The sequence below is a fragment of the Pseudomonas sp. UBA6753 genome, from assembly GCF_002453565.1.
Lineage (GTDB): Bacteria > Pseudomonadota > Gammaproteobacteria > Pseudomonadales > Pseudomonadaceae > Aquipseudomonas > Aquipseudomonas putida_Z.
This window is the reverse complement of the sequence record NZ_DKHD01000006.1, coordinates 82,081-103,753: the sequence shown is the minus strand read 5'-3', so window position 1 is coordinate 103,753 and position 21,673 is coordinate 82,081. Positions and strand designations below refer to the sequence as shown.

The 21,673-nt window shown below is 60.5% G+C and carries 21 protein-coding genes; 6 read left to right on the top strand and 15 right to left on the bottom strand.

Annotated features, from left to right (window positions below):
* Positions 1-114: 114 nt before the first annotated feature.
* The 5 genes from B2790_RS03940 to B2790_RS03920 form a co-directional block, all read right to left on the bottom strand.
* On the bottom strand, positions 115-687 hold the full coding sequence (locus B2790_RS03940) for a lipocalin family protein (protein ID WP_286918306.1): 573 nt from the start codon (positions 685-687) through the stop codon (positions 115-117).
* Positions 684-938 carry an outer membrane protein assembly factor BamE domain-containing protein gene (bamE, locus tag B2790_RS03935; RefSeq protein WP_003249234.1) on the bottom strand — a complete coding sequence of 85 codons (255 nt, stop codon included), beginning with the start codon at positions 936-938 and terminating at the stop codon, positions 684-686. Before bamE ends, B2790_RS03940 begins: the two co-directional genes overlap by 4 nt.
* A gap of 224 nt (positions 939-1,162) precedes the next feature.
* Complete coding sequence (locus B2790_RS03930; protein ID WP_085587764.1) at positions 1,163-1,759, bottom strand: DUF924 family protein; 597 nt, start codon at positions 1,757-1,759, stop codon at positions 1,163-1,165.
* 3 nt (positions 1,760-1,762) lie between these two features.
* Positions 1,763-2,773, bottom strand: a complete 1,011-nt coding sequence (locus tag B2790_RS03925; RefSeq protein WP_025340932.1) for a class 1 fructose-bisphosphatase — start codon at positions 2,771-2,773, stop codon at positions 1,763-1,765.
* Positions 2,774-3,028: 255 nt separating this feature from the next.
* Entirely contained in the window at positions 3,029-5,479 is a 2,451-nt protein-coding gene (locus B2790_RS03920; protein WP_025340933.1) for a glycogen/starch/alpha-glucan phosphorylase, read from the bottom strand.
* Between the two features lie 185 nt (positions 5,480-5,664).
* Here B2790_RS03920 and B2790_RS03915 point away from each other — a divergent pair, with 185 nt between their 5' ends.
* On the top strand, positions 5,665-6,069 hold the full coding sequence (locus B2790_RS03915; protein WP_003259873.1) for a YkgJ family cysteine cluster protein: 405 nt from the start codon (positions 5,665-5,667) through the stop codon (positions 6,067-6,069).
* 151 nt (positions 6,070-6,220) lie between these two features.
* Here B2790_RS03915 and B2790_RS03910 read toward each other — a convergent pair whose 3' ends face one another.
* The 6 genes from B2790_RS03910 to thiI form a co-directional block, all read right to left on the bottom strand.
* Positions 6,221-7,645 carry a PhoPQ-activated pathogenicity-related family protein gene (locus B2790_RS03910; protein ID WP_286918305.1) on the bottom strand — a complete coding sequence of 475 codons (1,425 nt, stop codon included), beginning with the start codon at positions 7,643-7,645 and terminating at the stop codon, positions 6,221-6,223.
* A 210-nt stretch (positions 7,646-7,855) separates the two neighbouring features.
* The gene (locus B2790_RS03905; RefSeq protein ID WP_286918304.1) at positions 7,856-8,404 is read right to left on the bottom strand and encodes a hypothetical protein; all 549 of its coding nucleotides are present in this window, start codon (positions 8,402-8,404) and stop codon (positions 7,856-7,858) included.
* 44 nt (positions 8,405-8,448) lie between these two features.
* Positions 8,449-9,249 (bottom strand): hypothetical protein, encoded by an 801-nt coding sequence (locus B2790_RS03900; protein ID WP_286918303.1) that lies wholly within the window; start codon positions 9,247-9,249, stop codon positions 8,449-8,451.
* A 6-nt stretch (positions 9,250-9,255) separates the two neighbouring features.
* Positions 9,256-9,840, bottom strand: a complete 585-nt coding sequence (locus tag B2790_RS03895) for a 2OG-Fe(II) oxygenase (RefSeq protein WP_080604908.1) — start codon at positions 9,838-9,840, stop codon at positions 9,256-9,258.
* Positions 9,841-10,193: 353 nt separating this feature from the next.
* A complete protein-coding gene (gene typA, locus B2790_RS03890; RefSeq protein WP_003259874.1) occupies positions 10,194-12,014 on the bottom strand; it encodes a translational GTPase TypA in 1,821 nt (606 codons plus the stop codon).
* A 127-nt stretch (positions 12,015-12,141) separates the two neighbouring features.
* A complete protein-coding gene (thiI, locus tag B2790_RS03885) occupies positions 12,142-13,596 on the bottom strand; it encodes a tRNA uracil 4-sulfurtransferase ThiI (RefSeq protein WP_238067022.1) in 1,455 nt (484 codons plus the stop codon).
* A 470-nt stretch (positions 13,597-14,066) separates the two neighbouring features.
* Between thiI and glnA the strand changes: the two genes are divergently transcribed.
* The 4 genes from glnA (at position 14,067) to ntrC (ending at position 18,881) form a co-directional block, all read left to right on the top strand.
* Positions 14,067-15,473 (top strand): type I glutamate--ammonia ligase, encoded by a 1,407-nt coding sequence (gene glnA / locus B2790_RS03880; protein WP_025340936.1) that lies wholly within the window; start codon positions 14,067-14,069, stop codon positions 15,471-15,473.
* Positions 15,474-15,646: 173 nt separating this feature from the next.
* Positions 15,647-16,090 carry a cupin domain-containing protein gene (locus B2790_RS03875; RefSeq protein ID WP_274078219.1) on the top strand — a complete coding sequence of 148 codons (444 nt, stop codon included), beginning with the start codon at positions 15,647-15,649 and terminating at the stop codon, positions 16,088-16,090.
* Between the two features lie 272 nt (positions 16,091-16,362).
* A complete protein-coding gene (glnL, locus tag B2790_RS03870; protein ID WP_286918302.1) occupies positions 16,363-17,448 on the top strand; it encodes a nitrogen regulation protein NR(II) in 1,086 nt (361 codons plus the stop codon).
* Positions 17,445-18,881 (top strand): nitrogen regulation protein NR(I), encoded by a 1,437-nt coding sequence (gene ntrC, locus B2790_RS03865; protein WP_013974578.1) that lies wholly within the window; start codon positions 17,445-17,447, stop codon positions 18,879-18,881. Before glnL ends, ntrC begins: the two co-directional genes overlap by 4 nt.
* A gap of 458 nt (positions 18,882-19,339) precedes the next feature.
* On the opposite strand, the gene B2790_RS03860 is transcribed toward ntrC, so the two are convergent.
* Complete coding sequence (locus B2790_RS03860; RefSeq protein WP_274078220.1) at positions 19,340-19,777, bottom strand: hypothetical protein; 438 nt, start codon at positions 19,775-19,777, stop codon at positions 19,340-19,342.
* Between B2790_RS03860 and trmL the strand changes: the two genes are divergently transcribed.
* Positions 19,776-20,237, top strand: coding sequence for a tRNA (uridine(34)/cytosine(34)/5-carboxymethylaminomethyluridine(34)-2'-O)-methyltransferase TrmL (trmL, locus tag B2790_RS03855; protein WP_025340939.1), 462 nt, complete (start codon positions 19,776-19,778; stop codon positions 20,235-20,237). The genes B2790_RS03860 and trmL overlap by 2 nt on opposite strands.
* Before the next feature lie 163 nt (positions 20,238-20,400).
* Here trmL and secB read toward each other — a convergent pair whose 3' ends face one another.
* Genes secB through B2790_RS03840 form a run of 3 tightly spaced genes read right to left on the bottom strand, consistent with a single transcriptional unit; the run spans position 20,401 to position 21,595 of the window.
* Entirely contained in the window at positions 20,401-20,886 is a 486-nt protein-coding gene (gene secB, locus B2790_RS03850) for a protein-export chaperone SecB (RefSeq protein ID WP_013974581.1), read from the bottom strand.
* Positions 20,887-20,925: 39 nt separating this feature from the next.
* Positions 20,926-21,180, bottom strand: coding sequence for a glutaredoxin 3 (gene grxC, locus B2790_RS03845; protein ID WP_003249204.1), 255 nt, complete (start codon positions 21,178-21,180; stop codon positions 20,926-20,928).
* Between the two features lies 1 nt (position 21,181).
* Complete coding sequence (locus B2790_RS03840) at positions 21,182-21,595, bottom strand: rhodanese-like domain-containing protein (protein WP_003259887.1); 414 nt, start codon at positions 21,593-21,595, stop codon at positions 21,182-21,184.
* Between the last annotated feature and the right edge of the window lie 78 nt (positions 21,596-21,673).

Genomic DNA, 21,673 nt, shown 5'->3' with positions numbered 1-21,673 from the left:
TTGCAGCCCTTCGCGGCGGTTCGGCGCCCCGACACGCCCGCTCCCACAGCGTTTAGCTCAGAACCTGTGGGAGCGGGCGTGCCCGCGATGGGTTGCAAGGCAACCCCCAGAAATTCAGTGCCTCTTGACGATCTGCTGGTCCGATGCCCGCCAGATCAGCCGGCTGGTGTCATACCCCTGCTGCCGGGCCTTGGACATCAGGTTCTCGCGCTCCCAGGCTGGTAGCGTCGGCGTACGCGATAGTAGCCACAAGTGCTTGCGGTCCGGGCTGCCGACCACCGCCGTGCGGTAGCGATCATCCACATACAGAATCCAGTACTCGCCCCTCGCCACCCCTGGCACCAGCTTGGTGAACCAGTTGTCGAACTCGACCCACAATTTGTCGGTGTGCCCTGGCTCCTGGATGTTCGCATGCCCTTCGGCGCGCAGCCATTCATCACCCATGGTGCGGCAGCGGTTGAGCACGCCGAGGCTACCATCGAGCCGGAGGTTGTAGTGCGCTTCGGACTGCTCGCAGCCAGTCTGGTAGCGCATCGGCAGGCGCGCCAACTCGTACCACTTGCCCTGGTAGCGCTTGAGGTCGATGTTGCCCGCGGTTTTCGGCGCCAGCGGGTCATGCACGGAGCCGGCACAACCGCCCAGCAGCAGCGCCAGGCATACCCCCATCAGCAGATACAGGTGCCTCATTTGAGACCCTGCCCTGAATACATGAGCACCTTGTCAGCCGCGTATTGCACACTGATGAAGCTCTTCTCGTCCCCCCAGGTGCAGCTGCTCATCCCCAGCGCGCCAGAGCACTCGGTCGGCGTGCCGAGCAACTGCTCGACCTCGGCCTTGTTCATACCGGCCTTGATCTTGGAATAGTTTTCCTGGTTGATCTTGCTGCAGGCAGTCAGGACGACGCACAGCGACAACAGGGCGAGGGAACGCAACGACATGAAGGACACTCCTGGACAGGGGATACAGGCGAGTGGCCTGCAGTGACCTTCGACGGTAAAAACCCTCCCAGGTTCCCTGACCTCCCTCCTCTACCCCTACGCCATTGGTCGGATGGCCACTACTGTGCGATTAATCACAAAGAATTACCCCGCCCAAACAAAAAGGCCGCTCCGTGAAGGAGCGGCCTTGCGTTGCGACGGCCTGCGCAGCAGGCCACGAAACCTCAGAACCTGGACCCAGGCTCCAGCAAAAAGTCCATCTCTTCGCTGGTACTCGGCCGCTCCAGCACCAGGTTGCGGTGCGGGAAGCGCCCGAAACGGGCAATTACCCGCTGGTGCTGCTCGGCGTAGTCGAGGAAGCCTTCGAACAACCGGCGGTTGGCTTCGGGCTGCTCGTCCAGCAGCACCTGGTAGCGCTCGACGCACAGGTTCTGCCAGTCCAGCACCTCGGCATGCTCCAGCACCAGCAGCACGAACACCCGCTGGATCGGCAACAGCTGGTAATCCCAGTTCTTCTGCAAACCCTGCATCGCCACCACCTGGGCACGCCGGTCGCCCTCGAAGGCACGCGGCGTGTCGCGATGGATCATGCGCGGCAGCTGGTCCAGCAGGATCAGCAGGCCCAGCCAGCCCTGCGGGCTTTGCTGCCACTCGTCGAGCCCACCCGCCAGGGCATGCTCGACCAGCTCGCCAAACAGCGCATGGGCCTCGGCATCATGATGCTTGCCGAACCACAGCGTGCTCTTCTCGTCAGCCACGGCCTGGGGACTGGTGCCCCAACCGAACCACCACTCCAGCAACGGCTGCCAAGGTGCGAGCATGACTTACTCCTTGTGGTAGGCGGTGACGCGCTCGACCTCTTCCTTCGAGCCCAGGATTACCGACACACGCTGGTGCAGGCTTTCTGGCTGGATGTCGAGGATGCGATCGTAACCGTTGGTGGAGGCGCCGCCGGCCTGTTCGATGATGAAGGACATCGGGTTGGCTTCGTACATCAGGCGCAGTTTGCCCGGCTTGCTCGGCTCGCGGGCGTCACGTGGGTACATGAACAGGCCGCCACGGGTCAGGATGCGGTGTACGTCGGCCACCATCGAGGCGATCCAGCGCATGTTGTAGTTCTTCTTCAGCGGGCCGGTCTCGCCTGCCAGCAGTTCGCCCACGTAGCGCTGAACCGGGGCTTCCCAGTGGCGCTGGTTGGACATGTTGATGGCGAACTCTGCGGTGCTTTCCGGCACGCGGATGTTTTCGTGGGTGAGGACGAAGCTGCCCAGTTCGCGGTCCAGGGTGAAGCCCTTGACGCCGTTGCCCAGGGTCAGGATCAGCATGGTCTGCGGGCCGTAGATGGCGTAACCGGCGGCGACCTGCTGGGTGCCTGGCTGCAGGAAGGCATTTTCGTTCAGGGTTTCGTTCTGGCTCAGGTATTCGTTAGGGCAACGCAGTACCGAGAAGATGGTGCCGACCGAAACGTTGACGTCGATGTTGGACGAGCCGTCCAGCGGGTCGAAGACCAGCAGGTAGGCGCCTTTCGGGTACTTGCCCGGGATCTGGTAGGCGTTGTCCATTTCTTCGGAAGCCATGCCGGCCAGGTGGCCGCCCCACTCGTTGGCTTCCAGCAGGATATCGTTGGAAATCACGTCCAGTTTCTTCTGGACTTCGCCCTGCACGTTTTCAGTGCCCATGCTGCCCAGCACACCACCAAGGGCGCCTTTGGACACGTGATGGCTGATTTCCTTGCACGCACGCGCCACCACTTCGATCAGGAAGCGCAGATCGGCAGGGGTATTGTTGCTGCGGGTCTGCTCAATCAGATAGCGACTCAGGGTAACGCGGGACATGTATGGCTCCGAAAGGATTGGGGGATAAAAACCCCCGCAGTTTACAGGGAGAGTTGCGGGCTAGCGAGTGATGAGACTCGCCACGGCTCTCAGACGGCACAATAGGTCGGTAGTTCAGCGCGCGCCAGGCCGGTGGTCTGGTTGTGGGCCCATTCGCGGGCACGCCCGCTCCCACAGGAGTTGCACAACCCTGGAAACCTTGTGCAGTCCATGTGGGAGCGGGCGTGCCCGCGAAGAGGCCGGCACAGGCTTACCTCAATCCAAAGCCTTCCAGATCTCGCTGGCATATTCCCGAATGGTCCGGTCCGAGGAGAACCAGCCCATCCGCGCGGTATTCAGCACCGCCATGCGCCACCATTCCTGCGGCGTGTGCCAAAGCTCCTCGACCCGTCGCTGGGCATCCCAGTAGGCATCGAAATCGGCACACACCAGGAAGCGGTCATGAGCCACCAGCCCGTCGATCAGCGCGCTATAGCGCGACGGGTCGTCCGGCGAGAACACCCCGCTGCGAACAGCCTGCAACACATCGTTCAGGCGGCTGGACGCGGCAATCGCCGCACTGGCGCCAAAGTCCCCATCGCGCCGTCTGGCCTCCACCTGCTGCGCGGTAAGGCCGAAGATGAACATGTTTTCGGTACCCACCTGCTCGCTCATCTCGACATTGGCACCATCCAAAGTGCCGATGGTCAGCGCGCCGTTCAGGCCGAACTTCATGTTGCTGGTGCCGGAGGCTTCGTAACCGGCGGTGGAAATCTGCTCGGAAAGGTCCGCCGCCGGGATGATGCTTTCAGCCAGGCTGACGTTGTAGTTGGGCAGGAATACCACCTTCAGCAGGCCGCGCACGGTGGGGTCGTTGTTCACCACCCGGGCAATGTCGTTGGCCAGCTTGATGATCAGCTTGGCCTGGTGATAGCTGGCCGCGGCCTTGCCGGCGAAAATCTTCACCCGCGGCACCCAGTCGGTACCGGGGTCGTTGCGCATGGCCTGGTACAGCGCCACGGTGTGCAGCAGGTTCAGCAACTGGCGCTTGTATTCGTGAATGCGCTTGACCTGCACATCGAACAGCGCTTCGGGGTTCACTGTAACGCCCAGGCGGTCCTGGATGATGCTGGCCAGGGCACGCTTGCTGTGCAGGCGCTGCGCGGCGAACTGCTTGCGGAAGCCGCTCTTGTCGGCGAACGGCACCAGATTGACCAGGCGCCCTTCCGGATCGTCCAGCAACTCAGGGCCCAGCGCCTCGACCAGCATGGCGGTCAGCTGCGGGTTGGACTGGTACAGCCAGCGGCGGAAGGTAATGCCATTGGTCTTGTTGTTGATCCGTTGCGGGTAGAGCTTGTGAAGCTCGGAGAACACCGTGCTTTTCATCAGCTTGCTGTGCAGCGCCGACACACCGTTGACGCTGTGCGAACCGAGGAACGCCAGGTTGCCCATGCGCACCCGGCGGCCGTTGTCTTCTTCGATCAGCGACACGGCCCGCAGCACGTCGAAGTCGTGCAGGCCTTTCGCCCGCAGCGCGTCGATGTGGTAGGCGTTGATCAGGTAGATGATCTGCATGTGCCGCGGCAGCATGCGTTCCATCAGCGCCACCGGCCAGGTTTCCAGGGCTTCGGGCAGCAAGGTGTGGTTGGTGTAGGCCAGGGTGCCGACGGTCAGCTCCCAGGCGGTATCCCAGGGGATTTCATGCTGGTCGACCAGCAGGCGCATCAGCTCGGCCACGGCGATCGACGGGTGGGTGTCGTTGAGCTGGATGGCCGCCGCATCCGGCAGGTTGAGTAGGTTGTCGTGCATGTTCAGGTGGCGGCGCAGCAAGTCCTGCAACGAAGCCGAGACGAAGAAGTACTCCTGGCGCAGGCGCAGTTCCTGGCCCGCCTCGGTGCTGTCGGCCGGGTACAGCACCCGCGAAATGCTCTCGGCCCGCGCCACCTCGGCTACCGCACCCAGGTGGTCACCGGCATTGAAGCGTTCCAGGTGCAGCTCTTCCAGCGCCCGCGCACGCCACAGGCGCAGGGTATTCACGCTGGCCCCGCGCCAACCGACTACCGGGGTGTCATAAGCCACCGCTCGCACGGTCTCGCCCGGCCACCACACCTGGCGCTGCTGGCCGTGGGTGTCGTGCACCGTTTCGACGCTGCCGCCAAAGCTGATCGGGTAGATCACCTCGGCGCGCTCGAACTCCCAGGGGTTGCCGAAGTCCAGCCAGTTCTCGGTCTGCTCCTGCTGCCAGCCATCGACCATGGCCTGGCGAAACAGCCCGTGCTCGTAGCGGATGCCATAACCGTGAGCAGCGATGCCCAGGGTCGACATGCTCTCCATGAAGCACGCCGCCAGGCGGCCCAGGCCACCGTTGCCCAGCGCGGCATCGGGCTCGAGCAGGCGGATGCGCTCCAGGTCCACGTCCAGCCCTTCCAGTGCGTCGCGGGCAATGTCGAGCAGGCCCAGGTTGCTCAGGCTGTCGTACAGCAAGCGGCCGATGAGGAATTCGAGGGAAAGGTAATAGACCCGCTTCTGGCTGCGGCGATAAGCCTGGCGGGTGTGGTCCATCCAGTGATCGACCATGTGATCGCGCGCGGCCAGTGCGATGGCTTCGAACCAGTCGTGGTCGAAAGCGTGCTCCGGGTCCTTGCCGACCGCGTAGGTCAGCTTGTCCAGTACAGCGGCGCGAAATTCGGCCACCTCGGCGTCACGAGCTTTGGGTTCCTGGGACATGCGGCATCCTCGGGCAAGTTGACGAAAGCGGAGGGAGACTGTTGAGCCTAGACCCTTCGACAGGGAGTGACAGTTAGCGTTCGCAGTTTTCATGCCCACTCTGCGATTCCGGCAAAAGGTTGTTCATAAATTGAACAATTCCGGTATGATCGCGCGCCCCAAGACCGTGATACACCCCCATAACGATGAAAACGACCCTGATCGCCGCGGCCGAAGTCGACCGCCTGGAGACCTGGCAGCGCTACACCAGCAACATGTGCCATGGCTGCCATTCGACCTGCTGCACCCTGCCGGTGGAGGTGAAGATCAAGGATCTGATCCGTATCGGCGTGGTCGACGAGTTCGAGAAAGACGAACCGCCGAAGAACATCGCCAAGCGCCTGCAGAAGGACGGCATCATCGAACGCTTCAACCAGAAGTCGGGGATCTTCACCCTGACCCGGATGAGCAATGATGACTGCCTGTACCTGGATCGTAAAAGCCGGCTGTGCACCATTTATGACAAGCGGCCGGATACCTGCCGCAACCACCCCAAGGTCGGGCCGCGGCCGGGGTATTGTGCGTACAAGCCCAAGGTGGTCGGGCGCTGATCGCTAGCCTTCAAGGGCCTCTTCGCGGGCTTGCCCGCTCCCACAAGGGTCGCGCAAATCATGGGTTCAGCGACACACCTGTGGGAGCGGGCAAGCCCGCGAAGGGCCGCAAAGTGGCCACTGCTGGCCAATTATGTGCCAAGCCGGATTTCTACTTTCCGCCAGAGGGAAAGCTCCTGCACGCACCACCCTGCTCCGCTGGTGGATGTTCGGGATAGGTCTGCGGCAGCACGCTGACCGGGCTGGTAGCGATAAAGCCATCAGCAAACTTCGCTTCGACGAACTGCGCCTGCCATCCCACCGCTGGCGGCGTGCGCTGCAGGGTGAAGCGCTGCATCGGAGCGAGCGTCTCGGATTGGTAGCGCACCCCGCAGGCAAAACGGAAGTCACGGTCCTGGCTGTTGCTCGCCGTCCACACCTTCACCGCCACTGGCGGCTCAGAGAAGTCGACGCTCATCTGCCCGCCATACCCGCTGGAGGACACCTGCACGCTTGGCAAAGGTGTGCCATCGCGCAAGCGCGTCAGCGCAGGCACCAGGGTGCTGACTACCGCCTGACGCACCCCACCATGGTCCGAATTCGGCAGCACCCTGAGGCTGGTCTGGCCCGGCAGGCGCTGCTGATAATCAGTAATCGGGTCAGGGGCGAAAAAATCATCACCACTGGCGGAAACCAGGTATTTGGGAATCGCCAGACGCTGCCCCTTCTCGTTCAGGTACTGCATCGGGTCCATCGTCGCCATCAGCTGATCGAAAGCTGGGGTGCCCAGTTGCTGCAGAACACCAGCCTGCTGGTAGGGACCCAGCGCCAGGGGCCAGTGACCACCATAGCGCTTGCGCAATCCGGCCAGCATGCCAGAGGTGTCCGCCACATCGATCACACTTGGCACGATGGCCATCACCCGTTCATCGGCCAAGGCCGTGAGCCACGCGCTCCAGCCGCGCTTTGAGGCACCTGTGATAATGAAGCGGTCCACCGTAAGCCCTTGCTTTGCCAGCTCCTGCTCAGCCAGATCCATCGCCCGGCTTGCCGCCGCGGCCATCGGCACGTGCAGTGGCAATTCCGGCACGGCGCCGCGTAGCGCATGAGCCCAGGTATGGGCAACGGCGTCATCCTCGCGCAAGGGCTTCTCGTTATCGCTGAAGGTCACGTACTGATTGGGCACATCGCTGATCATGACCACGGCCACCTGCGTCTTCAGAGCGACTTCGCGCAACACCTCTCGCGTGTAGTCCGGGTTTTGCGCCGGCCCATGCCGCACACCGTTGTTTACCACCAGCAAGGCATTGCCAGGCACCGCATTACCTGGGATGTGCAACTCGACATCATGCTCCCAGCGACGCGGCTCAACCACCGGGGTTGGATCCCACACCTGCGAAACCATCTGCAGGCGGCGGAATACATAGCCTGGCTCTGAGCTTTGCTCGAGCAATACGGATTCCAAGGGTGCCTGGCGCACCTTGCCAATATGGCACCGGACGACATCCTGAGGACGCGGGTTGGCACAGTCATGCACGGTGCAAGCCTGCAAACCTGCCATCAGGCAGGGGATGGCCAGCGCTAAACGGTAATTCATGGACATGCTTCCTGCTTTGAGAATTCATTCCACGCTAGGCATCACAACAAGCACGTACAAGACGCAAAAGGCCGTGGAAGATACAGCCTACTTGAGCTTGAGATATCCCCTACAAAAACCTGCGCCAAACAAACAAAAACGCCCCCGACCATGCGACCGGGGGCGTTTGGGACCCGGATGAGCAAGAATGGGAAGTGCTCTGCTTCTATATCAACCCTGCCGAGCAAGGTCGCGCAGATGAAGTACAACCATAACGATCGCGGCTATGGCGGTCACTATTGATGCCAAGGTACCCAACACGACCGTGGACATTATCGATTCATTGTTCCAAACCACGACCTGTTGATTGAGACGATCGTCATAAAGTACTTGCCCGTCCAACGTGGCGAGTTCACGCACGGTGCTACCATCATCCCCACGTTCCACTGTAAGAATAACCTTCGTATTGATACGAAGCCTCGATACCTCATACAACTTCCGGTAAGTATAGACACGTTTACCCTCCCGCTTTCCATCAAGCTTATATGCTACACCAAAATGTACTAGCGAACGGTTATGCTCCCAAACGTCTGGATAACCGGATACTCGCCCCTCGATAACTAGCAGCCTAGACAAATCAGGGGCCTTATATATTTCCAGCTGACTGTAATAAAGCGCAACACCTGCAAGCATCGTAATCGCGACAATCGCGAGCAATTGAGCTCGCTTTAAAGGAGGGGACACCCTGAGCAACTTGATGAATCCAGAAAATGACTGCACATGTCCCTCCTGCTATTCTAAATAGGAAAATCACCTAAAAATCTTTAATGATACCTATCAACTCCACCTACGCCCCCGCCAGGCGGGATGATCTCTATAGGACCTATATCAATATTCCACCTGGGGAGTTCCGGTAATGGGAATACCATAGGCCCGCCACCGAAGTCCGGCTCAATATAGCCACCCCCGCCACCGCCAGATATTCCGTACAGGTGAGAAAGGTCACTTCCAAGCACCACGCCTTGCGTATCGGGGTTCCACTGGGTTACCGCAACTCGGCCCGCATAGATTGCGCTGATTTGGGCGAGCGATGCAAGGGCCAAGTCCGGCGCTACCCAGTAATCAGGGTAGGTGGCATTTGTATTTGCAACGAAATGTTTTTGCACTACAGGTGAGATAAATGAATGATACAAATTTGTTGCCGCGTCGGAATTGAGTATTCCCAAGGCATTAGCCCCAACGCCCACAGCAGTAAAAATAACTGCGGGAGTGCCAGCCCCAGCAAGCAAGCTTATACTGCCGACAATCCCCGCAACATTTCCAACCAGGCTCAGGACGTCACCTTTTTCAAATTTCTGGTCGGTCTTGTACTGAGCAGTAATTTTTAGAAATACTGTAGTCGCAGCAAGCGTATTCACCTTGATATTGAGGAAGGGTGTAAAACCCGCAGTCAGCTTTACTATTGATGTGACCCCGGCGACTGCAGCTCCGGTTTGGGCACTCTGATTCACTAGAACGAACCCTGACGTGTCGCTATTGTACTGATCCGTCAGGGAAGTAGCTGCCGCACCCACCGCTACCGGTTTTTCAACGTAGCCCAAGATAATCTCAAGTGTTTTGATCATCTTTCGCTACTCCCTGATCAATGTCTTGAAGGCGATGCTCATACGCAGCCGATTACAACTCACACCAGGCGCCCGAGCACCATGCGGCACTTCCCCATTGAAGATTACAACCCGCCTCGGCTTAGGCTGTACCGACAGCACAATACTTTCTTTGTCAGCGTCGTAGAATACAAGCTCACCACCCCAGCAGGTGGCCCAGTACTCGCTGCAAAACAGCATTACAGTTTTCCCTGGCGCCTCGGCTGTATTGTCACGATGAATAGGACCATCCTGGCTGCTTGTTTGACCATTGGCGTATACCCCTAACAGGGTCGCCGAAGGCATATGCGCAGCCTTGATACGTGCCCAGATATTCGCCAGAAAAGCCCAGTCCGGTCGCTCTCGTAGTTCTTGCTCACAGTCTTCCAATTCATTTCTGCGAGTACCGGCGATAAAACTGTGCCAACATGGACGATCAAGGGGAGCATAAGGATAGGGCCAGCCATAACGCCAGAGCGAGCCAGTTAGGAGCCTCAATATTTTCGTGTGCTCTTCGTCCGTTATTCCATCATCAATCACACAGATATTTTTACAAGCAGTCAAACCTACCATTACTTCAATCTCCTGATCTCAACATAGCGATTGGAGACTGAAAGTTAAAATACCTTTAGATATTCTCACACAGGGAAACAGCCGCTCAGCCGGTGACCTTTACCATAGCCTTGACGTGATAAAAGATTTAGTCGCCATAACGAGTTCCCATTTCCCTTACCTCAAACAAACTTTTTTCAGACTGACACCAACCTGAAGCCCTACCAGGCCCCAAGCATTTACCATTGATAAAGGCACGTGTGCGTGAGAGACCGCAGGCAGCCACTACCCTTGGCTTCACTCAGAATTGGACATAAAAAAACGCCCCCGGCCTTTCGACCGGGGGCGTTTTTGTTTCAGCTCAAGCTAGACGATCAAGCCTTGGCTTTCTTGGCAGCGCGGGTACGCTCGCCTTCGTCCAGGATCTTCTTGCGCAGGCGGATCGACTTCGGAGTCACTTCGCACAGCTCGTCGTCCTGGATGAATTCCAGGGCCTGTTCCAGGGTGTGGCGAACCGGCGGCACCAGGGCGATGACTTCGTCTTTGCCCGAAGCACGCATGTTGTCGAGCTTCTTGCCCTTGGTCGGGTTCACGCCCAGGTCGTTGTCACGGCTGTTCAGACCGATGATCTGACCGTTGTAGATGTCCTGGCCGTGCTCGATGAACAGCTTGCCGCGAGCCTGCAGGGTTTCCAGCGAGTAGGTCAGCGCCTTGCCGGTCTCGATCGAAACCAGTACACCGTTCAGGCGACCGGACATCTGGCCGGCTTTCATGGTGTCGTAGCGATCGAAGATCGAGGTCAGGATGCCAGCACCGTTGGTCAGGGTCAGGAACTGGTTACGGAAACCGATCAGACCGCGAGCAGGTACGTTGTACTCCAGACGTACACGGCCCTTGCCATCCGGCGCCATGTTTGTCAGGTCGCCCTTACGCAGGCCCATTTCTTCCATGACCTTGCCCTGGGATTCTTCAGGGATGTCGATGGTGACGTTCTCGAACGGCTCCTGCTTCACGCCGTTGACTTCGCGGATGATTACTTCAGGGCGGCCTACAGCCATCTCGAAGCCTTCACGACGCATGGTTTCGATCAGAACCGACAGGTGCAGCTCACCACGGCCGGAAACCTTGAACTTGTCAGCCGAGTCGCCTTCTTCAACGCGCAGTGCAACGTTGTACAGCAGCTCTTTGTCCAGACGTTCCTTGATGTTACGGCTGGTGACGAACTTGCCTTCCTTGCCGCAGAACGGCGAGTCGTTGACCTGGAAGGTCATCGAAACGGTCGGCTCGTCAACGGTCAGTGGCTTCATCGCCTCGACGTTGTTCATGTCGCACAGGGTGTCGGAGATGAACAGCTCGTCGAAACCGCTGATGCAGACGATGTCGCCAGCCTGGGCTTCTTCAACGTCGACGCGGTGCAGGCCGTGGTGGCCCATCAGCTTGAGGATACGGCCGTTACGCTTCTTGCCTTCGGTGTCGATGGCAACAACCGGGGTGTTCGGCTTGATACGACCACGGGCGATACGGCCAACGCCGATAACACCGAGGAAGCTGTTGTAGTCCAGAGCGGAGATCTGCATCTGGAACGGGCCATCGACGTCAACGTTCGGCGCCGGTACGTTGTCGACGATCGACTGGTACAGCGGGGTCATGTCTTCAGCCATGTCGGTGTGGTCCAGACCGGCGATGCCGTTCAGGGCCGAGGCGTAGACAACCTGGAAGTCCAGCTGGTCGTCGGTGGCACCGAGGTTGTCGAACAGGTCGAAGATCTGGTCCAGAACCCAGTCAGGACGCGCGCCCGGGCGGTCAACCTTGTTGATCACGACGATCGGCTTCAGGCCAGCTTCGAAAGCCTTCTTGGTCACGAAGCGGGTTTGCGGCATCGGGCCGTCCTGGGCATCGACCAGCAGCAGCACGGAGTCGACCATCGACATTACACGCTCAACCTCGCCACCGAAGTCGGCGTGGCCGGGGGTGTCGACGATGTTGATGTGGTAGCCGTTCCAGTTGATGGCGGTGTTTTTCGCCAGAATGGTAATGCCGCGCTCTTTTTCCTGGTCGTTGGAGTCCATCACGCGCTCGTCGTTGAGCTCGTTACGCTCCAGGGTGCCGGACTGGCGCAGGAGTTTGTCGACCAGGGTGGTTTTACCATGGTCAACGTGGGCGATGATGGCGATGTTACGCAGATTTTCGATCACAACTGTATCTCGATCAGAGGATTCGGTTGCCGCCAGTGTAGGCGGCGAATATGTAGGGTTTGAGGCTCAGCGGGCCCGATGGTCGGGAGGGCGATGGCGGATGCTGCCGCCATACAGCCCTGGCGTCTTATGTCGGACGATAAACACGCACATTGGCATGTCCCTCACTGAGCAGGTGGTGTGCGTGCAGACGGCTCATCACACCTTTGTCGCAATACAGCAAGTACTGGCGGTTGGCATCCAGCTGCTTGAACTTGCTGTTGATGGCATAGAACGGCATGGCCTGGACTTCGATACCGTCGAGCACCAGAGGTTCGTCTTCCTGGGCATCGGGGTGACGAATATCGATGACGATCTGGCCGGGCAGCGCCTCGGTCACTTCCTCGATTTCGATGTCCTTGCCCAGTTCGTCGATCACATGGTCGATGGAGATCAGCCGGGCGCGTTCCAGGGCGCGCTCCAGCACGGCCATGTCGAACTGCTTCTCTTCATGCTCCATGCGGTGGCGCTTGGCGTGGGTGGTCGGGTTTACCGAGATCACGCCGCAGTATTCTGGCATGTGCTTGGCGAAGTCGGCAGTGCCGATCGCGTAGGCCTGGTCGATGATGTCCTGCTTGTGGCTGGCCAGCAGCGGGCGCAGCACCAGCTTGTCGGTGGCCGAGTCGATGATCGACAGGTTCGGCAGGGTCTGGCTGGACACCTGGGAAATCGCCTCGCCGGTGACCAGCGCGTCGATCTCCAGGCGGTCGGCCATGTGCGCGGCACCGCGCAGCATCATGCGCTTCAGGGTCACACCCATGTAGCTGTTGTCGACCTTGTTGAGGATCTCGCCGACCACCTCTTCGAACGGCACGCTGATGAACAGCACGCGCTGGCTGCTGCCGAACTTCTTCCACAGGTAGTGAGCCACTTCCATCACGCCCAACTCGTGGGCACGGCCGCCGAGGTTGAAGAAGCAGAAGTGGGTCATCAGGCCACGGCGCATCATCTGGTAGGCCGCCACGGTGGAGTCGAAGCCGCCGGACATCAGTACCAGAGTCTGCTCCAGGGCGCCCAGAGGGTAGCCGCCGATGCCCTGGTGCTGGTTGTGGATCACGTACAGGCGCTGGTCGCGGATTTCGATGCGCACCAGCACTTCCGGGTTCTTCAGCTCGATGCCGGCTGCGCCGCACTGCTGACGCAGCTGGCTGCCGACGTAACGGTCGACGTCCATCGAGGTGAAGTCGTGGTGGCCGCCGCGCTTGCAGCGCACGGCGAAGTGCTTGCCGGCCAGCAGGTGACCGAAGTGCTGCTTGCACTTGGCGACGATGTCGTCGAAGTCGCCGAGCGGGTATTCCTCTACCTGTAGGAAGTGGGTGATACCCGGGGTGCAGGTGAGACGCTCGATCATCTCGCGCTGGACTTTTTCGTCTTCGACGCGGGTGACCACTTCGAGATTGTCCCAGACACCATCGACCACGAGCTCAGGATCGAGGTCCTTGAGCACGTTGCGGATGTTCTTGCCGAGCTGGCGGATGAAGCGCTTGCGCACCGGCCGGCTCTTGATGGTGATTTCTGGGAAGACTTTGACGATAAGTTTCATTGGTTAACAGCGCGCGCAGGGCCTGCCGAAAATGAGGGGCGCGAATTATAGCGGAAATTGCTCAGGATTTGACCAACTTTTGTACAGAAGGTCGGATTTATATTGCCTGCACCGGCCTCATCGCCGGCAAGCCAGCTCCCACAGGCCATCCGCAGCTCTCAAGACTTACGCCCTACCTGTGGGAGCGGGCGAGCCCGCGAAGAGGCCCTCAAAGAAAGCACACAACTCAATCGATGCACACTATTGGTGCGCCGCTACCAAAATTCGCATCTTAAGGGTGCATTTTTACCCGCCAGCCCTGCGCCAAATGCCCGCAAACGCCCCCTTTTATCCCGCCCTCGCCATTTTCGGGCACTGGCATGCAATTTGCTCCCTTGTGAGGCAGGTAAGCTTGGCCGACTATCCGCGCCCGGCAACACCCTTTTTCCAGGGCAGCGGCCCACCGCGCTCTAGACCATCCGGAGGACAACATGTCGAAGTCGGTTCAACTCATCAAAGATCATGACGTCAAGTGGATTGATCTGCGTTTCACGGACACCAAAGGCATTCAGCACCACGTGACCATGCCGTCGCGTGATGCGCTGGAAGACGACTTCTTCGAAGTCGGCAAGATGTTCGACGGTTCCTCCATCGCTGGCTGGAAAGGCATCGAAGCTTCCGACATGATCCTGATGCCGGTCGACGAAACTGCCGTACTGGACCCGTTCACCGAAGAGCCAACCCTGATCATCACCTGCGACATCGTCGACCCGTCGAGCATGCAGGGCTACGATCGTGACCCTCGCGCCATCGCCAAGCGCGCCGAAGAGTACCTGAAGAGCACCGGCATCGGTGACACCGTATTCGCCGGCCCGGAGCCAGAGTTCTTCATCTTCGACGAAGTGAAGTTCCAGTCGGACATCTCCGGCTCGATGTTCAAGATCTTCTCCGAGCAAGGCTCGTGGATGACCGGCGCTGACGTGGAAGGCGGCAACAAAGGCCACCGTCCAGGCGTGAAAGGCGGCTACTTCCCGGTTCCGCCGTTCGACCACGACCACGAAATCCGTACCGCCATGTGCAACGCACTGGAAGAAATGGGCCAGACCGTCGAAGTTCACCACCACGAAGTGGCGACTGCCGGCCAGAACGAAATCGGCGTCAAGTTCAACACCCTGGTGAAGAAGGCTGACGAAGTACAGGCACTGAAGTACGTCGTGCACAACGTTGCCGACGCCTACGGCCGTACCGCCACCTTCATGCCGAAGCCTCTGTACGGCGACAACGGCTCGGGCATGCACGTGCACATGTCGATCTGGAAAGACGGCAAGAACACCTTCTCGGGTGAAGGCTATGCCGGCCTGTCCGACACCGCCCTGTACTTCATCGGCGGTATCATCAAGCACGGTAAGGCCCTGAACGGCTTCACCAACCCGTCGACCAACTCCTACAAGCGTCTGGTCCCAGGCTTCGAAGCCCCGGTAATGCTGGCCTACTCGGCTCGCAACCGTTCCGCCTCGATCCGTATTCCTTACGTCGGCAGCCCGAAAGCCCGCCGTATCGAAGCTCGCTTCCCGGACCCATCGGCCAACCCGTACCTGGCCTTCGCGGCCCTGCTGATGGCCGGCCTGGACGGTATCCAGAACAAGATCCACCCAGGCGATGCTGCCGACAAGAACCTGTACGACCTGCCGCCTGAAGAGGCCAAGGACATCCCGCAGGTTTGCGGCAGCCTGAAGGAAGCTCTGGAAGAGCTGGACAAGGGCCGTGCGTTCCTGACCAAGGGCGGCGTGTTCTCCGACGACTTCATCGATGCCTTCATCGAGCTGAAGAGCGAAGAAGAAATCAAGGTCCGCACCTTCGTTCACCCGCTGGAATACGAGCTGTACTACAGCTGCTGATCTGATCGGCGCCTGGCGCCGATGACATGATCACGAACGGCCTCCTTCGGGAGGCCGTTTTCGTTTCCGTGGCTGCCTCATCGATTTCATACAGAACCAGCAGATGCCGCTGACATTTCGCCGCCCCTTCAGCACGCAGGGTAGGCGTCCCTTCAGTCAACGGACATCACGCCATGCGCAAACTTCTACCTGCAATGATTACCGTATCCGCCCTCCTCGCCGGCTGCGCCAGCAATGGCATCGCGCCAGGCCAGGCAACGTCACAGGTGCTTCACCGCGCCACCGGCAGTTGGGACGGCACCCCCTATCGCAATTACCCCGAAGGACGACCAGTGCTGTCGCTGGTGAAAGTCAGCATCCCCGCCCACACAACCCTCGGCTGGCACTGCCATCAGGCGCTCAATCTGGGCTATCTGGCGGAGGGCAGACTTGAGGTGGAAACCCGCGACGGCAAGCGCACAAGCCTGGTTGCGGGCCAGACGCTGGCAGAACTTCAAGGGGAAGTGCACCGCGGGCACACCACTGGGCAGCCCGCCACTGTCATGGTGTTCCACGCAAGCAATGAAGACCTGGCGTTTTCAACGCCAGAAGCCGAGTGCCCGCCAGCTGTGCGATAAACCCTGAAACCACCTATGCTCCATATTGGTGCATTCTGTGGACTGACGCCCCCGAATGCACCCCAAAAGCGATCACATGAACCGTTTAATCAGTTCATTCTGGTGCGGTTTTTCCCGTTTTCAGGGCTTTATCGGCAAATTCCGCTTCTTTTCGGAGCCTTGGTTTGGTTCTTGCATTTTTTGCCCAAAGACTGGAATCAGCGGATCCACCGCGCGCCCGACCATGGCCGCGCCCATGCCCGACACGCGCCAAAAGAGGTCGACGACGCCCTATGACCATCAGCGATGCCCAGCACCGTCTGCTTCTGGACAACCTGACCACCGCCACGCTGCTGCTCAACGCCGAGCTGCGCCTGGAGTACATGAACCCGGCCGCGGAAATGCTGTTGGCGGTCAGTGGCCAGCGCAGCCATGGGCAGTTCATCAGCGAACTGTTCACCGAGTCGACCGAGGCCCTCAGCTCGCTGCGCCAGGCGGTCGAGCAGGCGCACCCGTTCACCAAGCGCGAAGCGCAGCTCACCTCGCTGACTGGGCAGACCATAACCGTCGACTACGCGGTAACGCCGATCCTGCACCAGGGCCAGACCTTGCTGCTGCTGGAGGTGCACCCGCGCGACCGACTGCTGCGCATTACCAAGGAAGAGGCCCAGCTGAGCAAGCAGGAAACCACCAAGATGCTGGTGCGCGGCCTGGCCCACGAAATCAAGAACCCTCTTGGCGGCATCCGCGGCGCAGCCCAGCTGCTGGCCCGCGAGCTGCCGGAAGAAGGCCTGCGCGACTATACCAACGTGATCATCGAGGAAGCCGACCGCCTGCGTAACCTGGTCGACCGCATGCTCGGTTCGAACAAGCTGCCGTCGCTGGCCATGACCAACATCCACGAAGTGCTGGAGCGGGTCTGCAGCCTGGTAGAGGCCGAAAGCCAGGGCTGCGTCACTTTGGTGCGCGACTATGACCCCAGCCTGCCGGATGTGTTGATCGACCGCGAGCAGATGATCCAGGCCGTGCTCAACATCGTGCGCAATGCCATGCAGGCGATCAGTTCGCAGAACGAACTGCGCCTGGGCCGCATCACCCTGCGCAGCCGTGCCCTGCGCCAGTTCACCATCGGCCACGTGCGCCATCGCCTGGTGGCGCGGGTGGAGATCATCGACAACGGCCCGGGCATCCCGCCGGAACTGCAAGACACCCTCTTCTATCCCATGGTCAGCGGCCGCCCGGACGGTACCGGGCTGGGCCTGGCCATTACCCAGAACATCATCAGCCAGCACCAGGGCCTGATCGAGTGTGAAAGCCATGCAGGCCACACCGCCTTCTCGATCTACCTGCCCCTGGAACAAGGAGCCACCGCCTCATGAGCCGAAGTGAAACCGTATGGATCGTCGACGATGATCGCTCCATCCGCTGGGTCCTGGAAAAAGCCCTGCAACAGGAAGGCATGACCACCCAAAGCTTCGACAGCGCCGATGGCGTGATGGGCCGCCTGGCACGCCAGCAACCGGACGTTATCATTTCCGACATCCGCATGCCTGGCACCAGCGGCCTCGACCTGCTGGCACAGATCCGTGAGCAGCACCCGCGCCTGCCGGTCATCATCATGACCGCCCACTCCGACCTGGACAGCGCCGTGGCATCGTACCAAGGCGGTGCCTTCGAGTACCTGCCCAAGCCGTTCGATGTGGACGAGGCGGTCTCGCTGGTCAAGCGAGCCAACCAGCACGCCCAGGAGCAGCAAGGGCTGGATGTGCCGCAGAGCCTGGCGCGCACCCCGGAAATCATCGGTGAAGCGCCGGCGATGCAGGAGGTGTTCCGCGCCATCGGCCGCCTCAGCCACTCCAACATCACCGTGCTGATCAACGGCGAGTCCGGTACCGGCAAGGAGCTGGTGGCCCACGCCCTGCACCGCCACAGCCCGCGTGCGGCGTCGCCGTTCATTGCCCTGAACATGGCCGCCATCCCCAAGGACCTGATGGAGTCCGAGCTGTTCGGCCATGAAAAAGGCGCCTTCACCGGCGCCGCCAACCTGCGCCGGGGGCGCTTCGAGCAGGCCGACGGCGGCACCCTGTTCCTCGACGAGATCGGCGACATGCCCGCCGACACCCAGACCCGCCTGCTGCGGGTGCTGGCCGATGGCGAGTTCTATCGCGTGGGCGGCCACGTGCCGGTCAAGGTCGATGTGCGCATCATCGCCGCCACCCACCAGAACCTGGAGTCGCTGGTACAGGCCGGCAAGTTCCGCGAGGACTTGTTCCACCGTCTGAACGTGATTCGCATCCACATTCCACGGCTGGCCGACCGCCGCGAGGATATCCCCGCCCTCGCCCGCCACTTCCTCGCCCGCGCCGCCCAGGAGCTGGCGGTCGAGCCGAAGATCCTCAAGCCGGAAACCGAGGAATTCATCCGCAACCTGCCGTGGCCGGGTAACGTGCGGCAAATGGAAAACACCTGCCGCTGGATCACCGTGATGGCCTCCAGCCGCGAAGTGCTGATCGGCGACCTGCCGCCCGAGCTGCTGAACCTGCCACAGGACGCCGCACCGGTAACCAACTGGGAGCAGGCCCTGCGCCAGTGGGCCGACCAGGCGCTGGCGCGCGGGCAGACCAGCCTGCTGGACAGCGCAGTGCCGAGCTTCGAGCGGATCATGATCGAGACGGCGCTCAAGCACACCGCTGGCCGTCGGCGCGATGCGGCACTGTTGCTAGGTTGGGGGCGCAACACCCTGACGCGCAAGATCAAGGAGCTGGGGATGAATGTGGCGGGTGGCGATGATGAGGAAGGGGACGAGCACTAACGTCCGGTAAACCTTCAAGGCCATTGGGGCTGCTGCGCAGCCCTTTCGCGACACAAGGCCGCTCCCACAGGTACGGCGCTATCTCTGAACCGAGCGGCGTCCTGTGGGAGCGGCCTTGTGTCGCGATAGGCCTGCAAAGCGGGCCCCGCCATTCCCGCGCCCATGCACCGATCCTGTGCCCGATGCACCTCTCGAAGGCACAAATCCCCCGCAAAAACGGCCAAATCAACCTGAAAACCCATAATTCACGGGCTTTTCAAAACTGGCACGCCCCCTGCAATAACCCATACATATCCAGTTTCGGGGGCCCTGGTACAGGCAGGCCGGGTGAACCCCTCTTTTATTCGCAACATCGCCAGTTTTGGGGACCTCGGTACAGGCAGGCCGGGCCATCCCCCCTTTATACGCAGTACCCCTTTCGGGGACCCTGGTACAGGCAGGCCGGGATATCCCCTCTTTTATTCGTGCAGTTTCACCTGCAACCGCCAGCGCCCAGCGTCCTCTGCACCGGCCCACTCGCCGCGCAGGGGGCGCGCGGCCACCACCGTCAGCAACAGACCTTCCTTGCTATTCTGCACCCGCCAGCTCACAGGCTTGCCCTGCAAGCTCAGTTGCCCTTGCCGGGCCTTGCCCTGGGCCTGGAACAACAGTGCTACCGTACCTTCCACATTCTCGCCATGCAGCTGAGGCTCTTCGTTGAACCACAGCTCCAGGCCATCCTGCACCACCTCCACCTGCTGCAGCTCGCGCTCGTCGGGTGTGGTCAGGCGGCCGATCATCAGCCCCACCATCAAGCCGACGATCGCCAGCGACAGCATCACCCGCGGGAACGCCTTCGAACGCAGGTCCGGTTCGGGGGTAGAATGCCCGTCATCTTCACGCTTGGAGCCGTGCATGTTTCACGTCATCCTTTTTCAACCAGAAATTCCGCCGAATACCGGCAACATCATTCGCCTGTGCGCCAACAGCGGCTGCGACCTGCACCTGATCGAGCCCATCAGCTTTGAACTGGATGACAAGCGCCTGCGGCGCGCGGGGCTGGATTACCACGAGTATGCCACGCTCAAGCGCCACGAGAGCCTGGCCGGATGCCTGGAAAGCCTGGGCAACCCACGGCTGTTCGCCTTCACCACCAAGGGCTCGCACCCGTTCCACGAAGTGGCCTACCAGCCGGGTGATGCTTTCCTGTTCGGGCCAGAAAGCCGTGGCTTGCCGACCGAGGTACTGGACAGCCTGCCGGCCGAACAACGCCTGCGCCTGCCGATGCGGCCGGGGTGCCGCAGCCTGAACCTGTCCAATACCGTGGCTGTGACGGTGTATGAGGCGTGGCGGCAGAATGGGTTTGCCGGGAGCTGAGCTATAGCCTGTGCCGGCCCTTTCGCGGGCTCGCCCGCTCCCACAGGGACCGCACCGCCCTTGAAACCTGTGCAGTACCTGTGGGAGCTGGCTTGCCGGCGATAGGGCCGGAACGGGCCAACAAAAAAAGGCGACCGAAGTCGCCCTTTTTCAAATGCAGCTATTACTGCACAGTCGGCGCTTCGCCGGCTTCCTGCATGCGCTGCATTTCCTGCGCGTACAGGGCGTCGAAGTTGACCGGCGACAGCATCAGGGCCGGGAACGAACCGCGGGTCACCAAGCTGTCCAGGGTCTCGCGGGCGTACGGGAACAGGATGTTCGGGCAGAACGCACCCAGGGTGTGGCTCATCGAAGCCGCATCCAGGTTCTTGATCAGGAAGATACCGGCCTGCTGCACTTCAGCGATGAAGGCCACTTCGTCACCGTTCTTGACGGTAACCGACAGGGTCAGCACCACCTCGTGGAAGTCACCTTCCAGGGCTTTCTGCTTGGTGTTCAGGTCCAGGGCAACGCTCGGCTCCCAGGTCTGGCGGAAGATCTGCGGGCTTTTCGGGGCTTCGAACGACAGGTCGCGCACATAGATGCGCTGCATGGAGAACTGAGGGCTGTTGTCTTCTGCAGCAGCGCCGTTGGTCTGTTGGTCAGTCATGGCAGATCCTTATCCTAATGTTTTTGAATGCAGTGCAAATCAGGCCGCCAGCAGCGCGTCGAGCTTGCCGGCGCGCTCCAGGGCATAAAGGTCATCGCATCCACCGACGTGGGTGCTGCCGATCCAGATCTGCGGCACAGATGTACGGCCGGCCTTCTGGCTCATCTCGGCACGAACCTGTGGCTTGCCGTCGACCTTGATTTCCTCGAAGGCCACGCCCTTGCTCTCGAGCAGGTACTTGGCGCGCATGCAGTAGGGGCAGTAGTCGCTGGAATAGACGATGACGGGCTTCATATCACTTCACCAGGGGCAGGTTATCGGCTTTCCAGCTGGAAACGCCACCGCTCAGTTTGGCGGCGTTGTAACCAGCCTTGAGCAACTCGCGGCAGATGGTGCCGGACTGCTGGCCCATCGAGTCGACGACGATCAGGGTCTTCTCTTTGTGCTTGTCCAGCTCGCTCATGCGGTTGACCAGCTTGTCCTGCGGGATGTTCACCGCACCGACGATGTGACCGGCGGAGTATTCCTTGGTCGGGCGAATGTCGATGACCAGGGCTTTTTCGGCATTGACCAGGGCAGTCAGCTGGCCGTTGCTCAGGCTCTGGCCGCCGCGACGGATTTCGTTGACCAGCAGCGCGACCAGCAAAACAACGAAGATCGCCACCAGGATGTAGTGGTTTGTCGCAAATTGAATCAGGTTAGCAACCATCTGGGGTGTTCCACGCGATTGAAAATGCCGGCCAGTATACACAGCCCCCCAGTGCCACCAAAGCCCGACGGGCCGGCC

What these genes read in the sequence shown, in the direction of transcription:
- B2790_RS03840 (WP_003259887.1), bottom strand. Translation starts at nt 21,595, where the DNA reads ATGGTTGCTAACCTGATTCAATTTGCGACAAACCACTACATCCTGGTG.
- B2790_RS03925 (WP_025340932.1), bottom strand. Translation starts at nt 2,773, where the DNA reads ATGTCCCGCGTTACCCTGAGTCGCTATCTGATTGAGCAGACCCGCAGC.
- B2790_RS03875 (WP_274078219.1), top strand. Translation starts at nt 15,647, where the DNA reads ATGCGCAAACTTCTACCTGCAATGATTACCGTATCCGCCCTCCTCGCC.
- B2790_RS03860 (WP_274078220.1), bottom strand. Translation starts at nt 19,777, where the DNA reads ATGCACGGCTCCAAGCGTGAAGATGACGGGCATTCTACCCCCGAACCG.
- B2790_RS03900 (WP_286918303.1), bottom strand. Translation starts at nt 9,249, where the DNA reads ATGATCAAAACACTTGAGATTATCTTGGGCTACGTTGAAAAACCGGTA.
- B2790_RS03940 (WP_286918306.1), bottom strand. Translation starts at nt 687, where the DNA reads ATGAGGCACCTGTATCTGCTGATGGGGGTATGCCTGGCGCTGCTGCTG.
- B2790_RS03920 (WP_025340933.1), bottom strand. Translation starts at nt 5,479, where the DNA reads ATGTCCCAGGAACCCAAAGCTCGTGACGCCGAGGTGGCCGAATTTCGC.
- trmL (WP_025340939.1), top strand. Translation starts at nt 19,776, where the DNA reads ATGTTTCACGTCATCCTTTTTCAACCAGAAATTCCGCCGAATACCGGC.
- B2790_RS03895 (WP_080604908.1), bottom strand. Translation starts at nt 9,840, where the DNA reads ATGGTAGGTTTGACTGCTTGTAAAAATATCTGTGTGATTGATGATGGA.
- secB (WP_013974581.1), bottom strand. Translation starts at nt 20,886, where the DNA reads ATGACTGACCAACAGACCAACGGCGCTGCTGCAGAAGACAACAGCCCT.
- glnL (WP_286918302.1), top strand. Translation starts at nt 16,363, where the DNA reads ATGACCATCAGCGATGCCCAGCACCGTCTGCTTCTGGACAACCTGACC.
- B2790_RS03930 (WP_085587764.1), bottom strand. Translation starts at nt 1,759, where the DNA reads ATGCTCGCACCTTGGCAGCCGTTGCTGGAGTGGTGGTTCGGTTGGGGC.
- thiI (WP_238067022.1), bottom strand. Translation starts at nt 13,596, where the DNA reads ATGAAACTTATCGTCAAAGTCTTCCCAGAAATCACCATCAAGAGCCGG.
- ntrC (WP_013974578.1), top strand. Translation starts at nt 17,445, where the DNA reads ATGAGCCGAAGTGAAACCGTATGGATCGTCGACGATGATCGCTCCATC.
- B2790_RS03910 (WP_286918305.1), bottom strand. Translation starts at nt 7,645, where the DNA reads ATGAATTACCGTTTAGCGCTGGCCATCCCCTGCCTGATGGCAGGTTTG.
- glnA (WP_025340936.1), top strand. Translation starts at nt 14,067, where the DNA reads ATGTCGAAGTCGGTTCAACTCATCAAAGATCATGACGTCAAGTGGATT.
- bamE (WP_003249234.1), bottom strand. Translation starts at nt 938, where the DNA reads ATGTCGTTGCGTTCCCTCGCCCTGTTGTCGCTGTGCGTCGTCCTGACT.
- B2790_RS03915 (WP_003259873.1), top strand. Translation starts at nt 5,665, where the DNA reads ATGAAAACGACCCTGATCGCCGCGGCCGAAGTCGACCGCCTGGAGACC.
- grxC (WP_003249204.1), bottom strand. Translation starts at nt 21,180, where the DNA reads ATGAAGCCCGTCATCGTCTATTCCAGCGACTACTGCCCCTACTGCATG.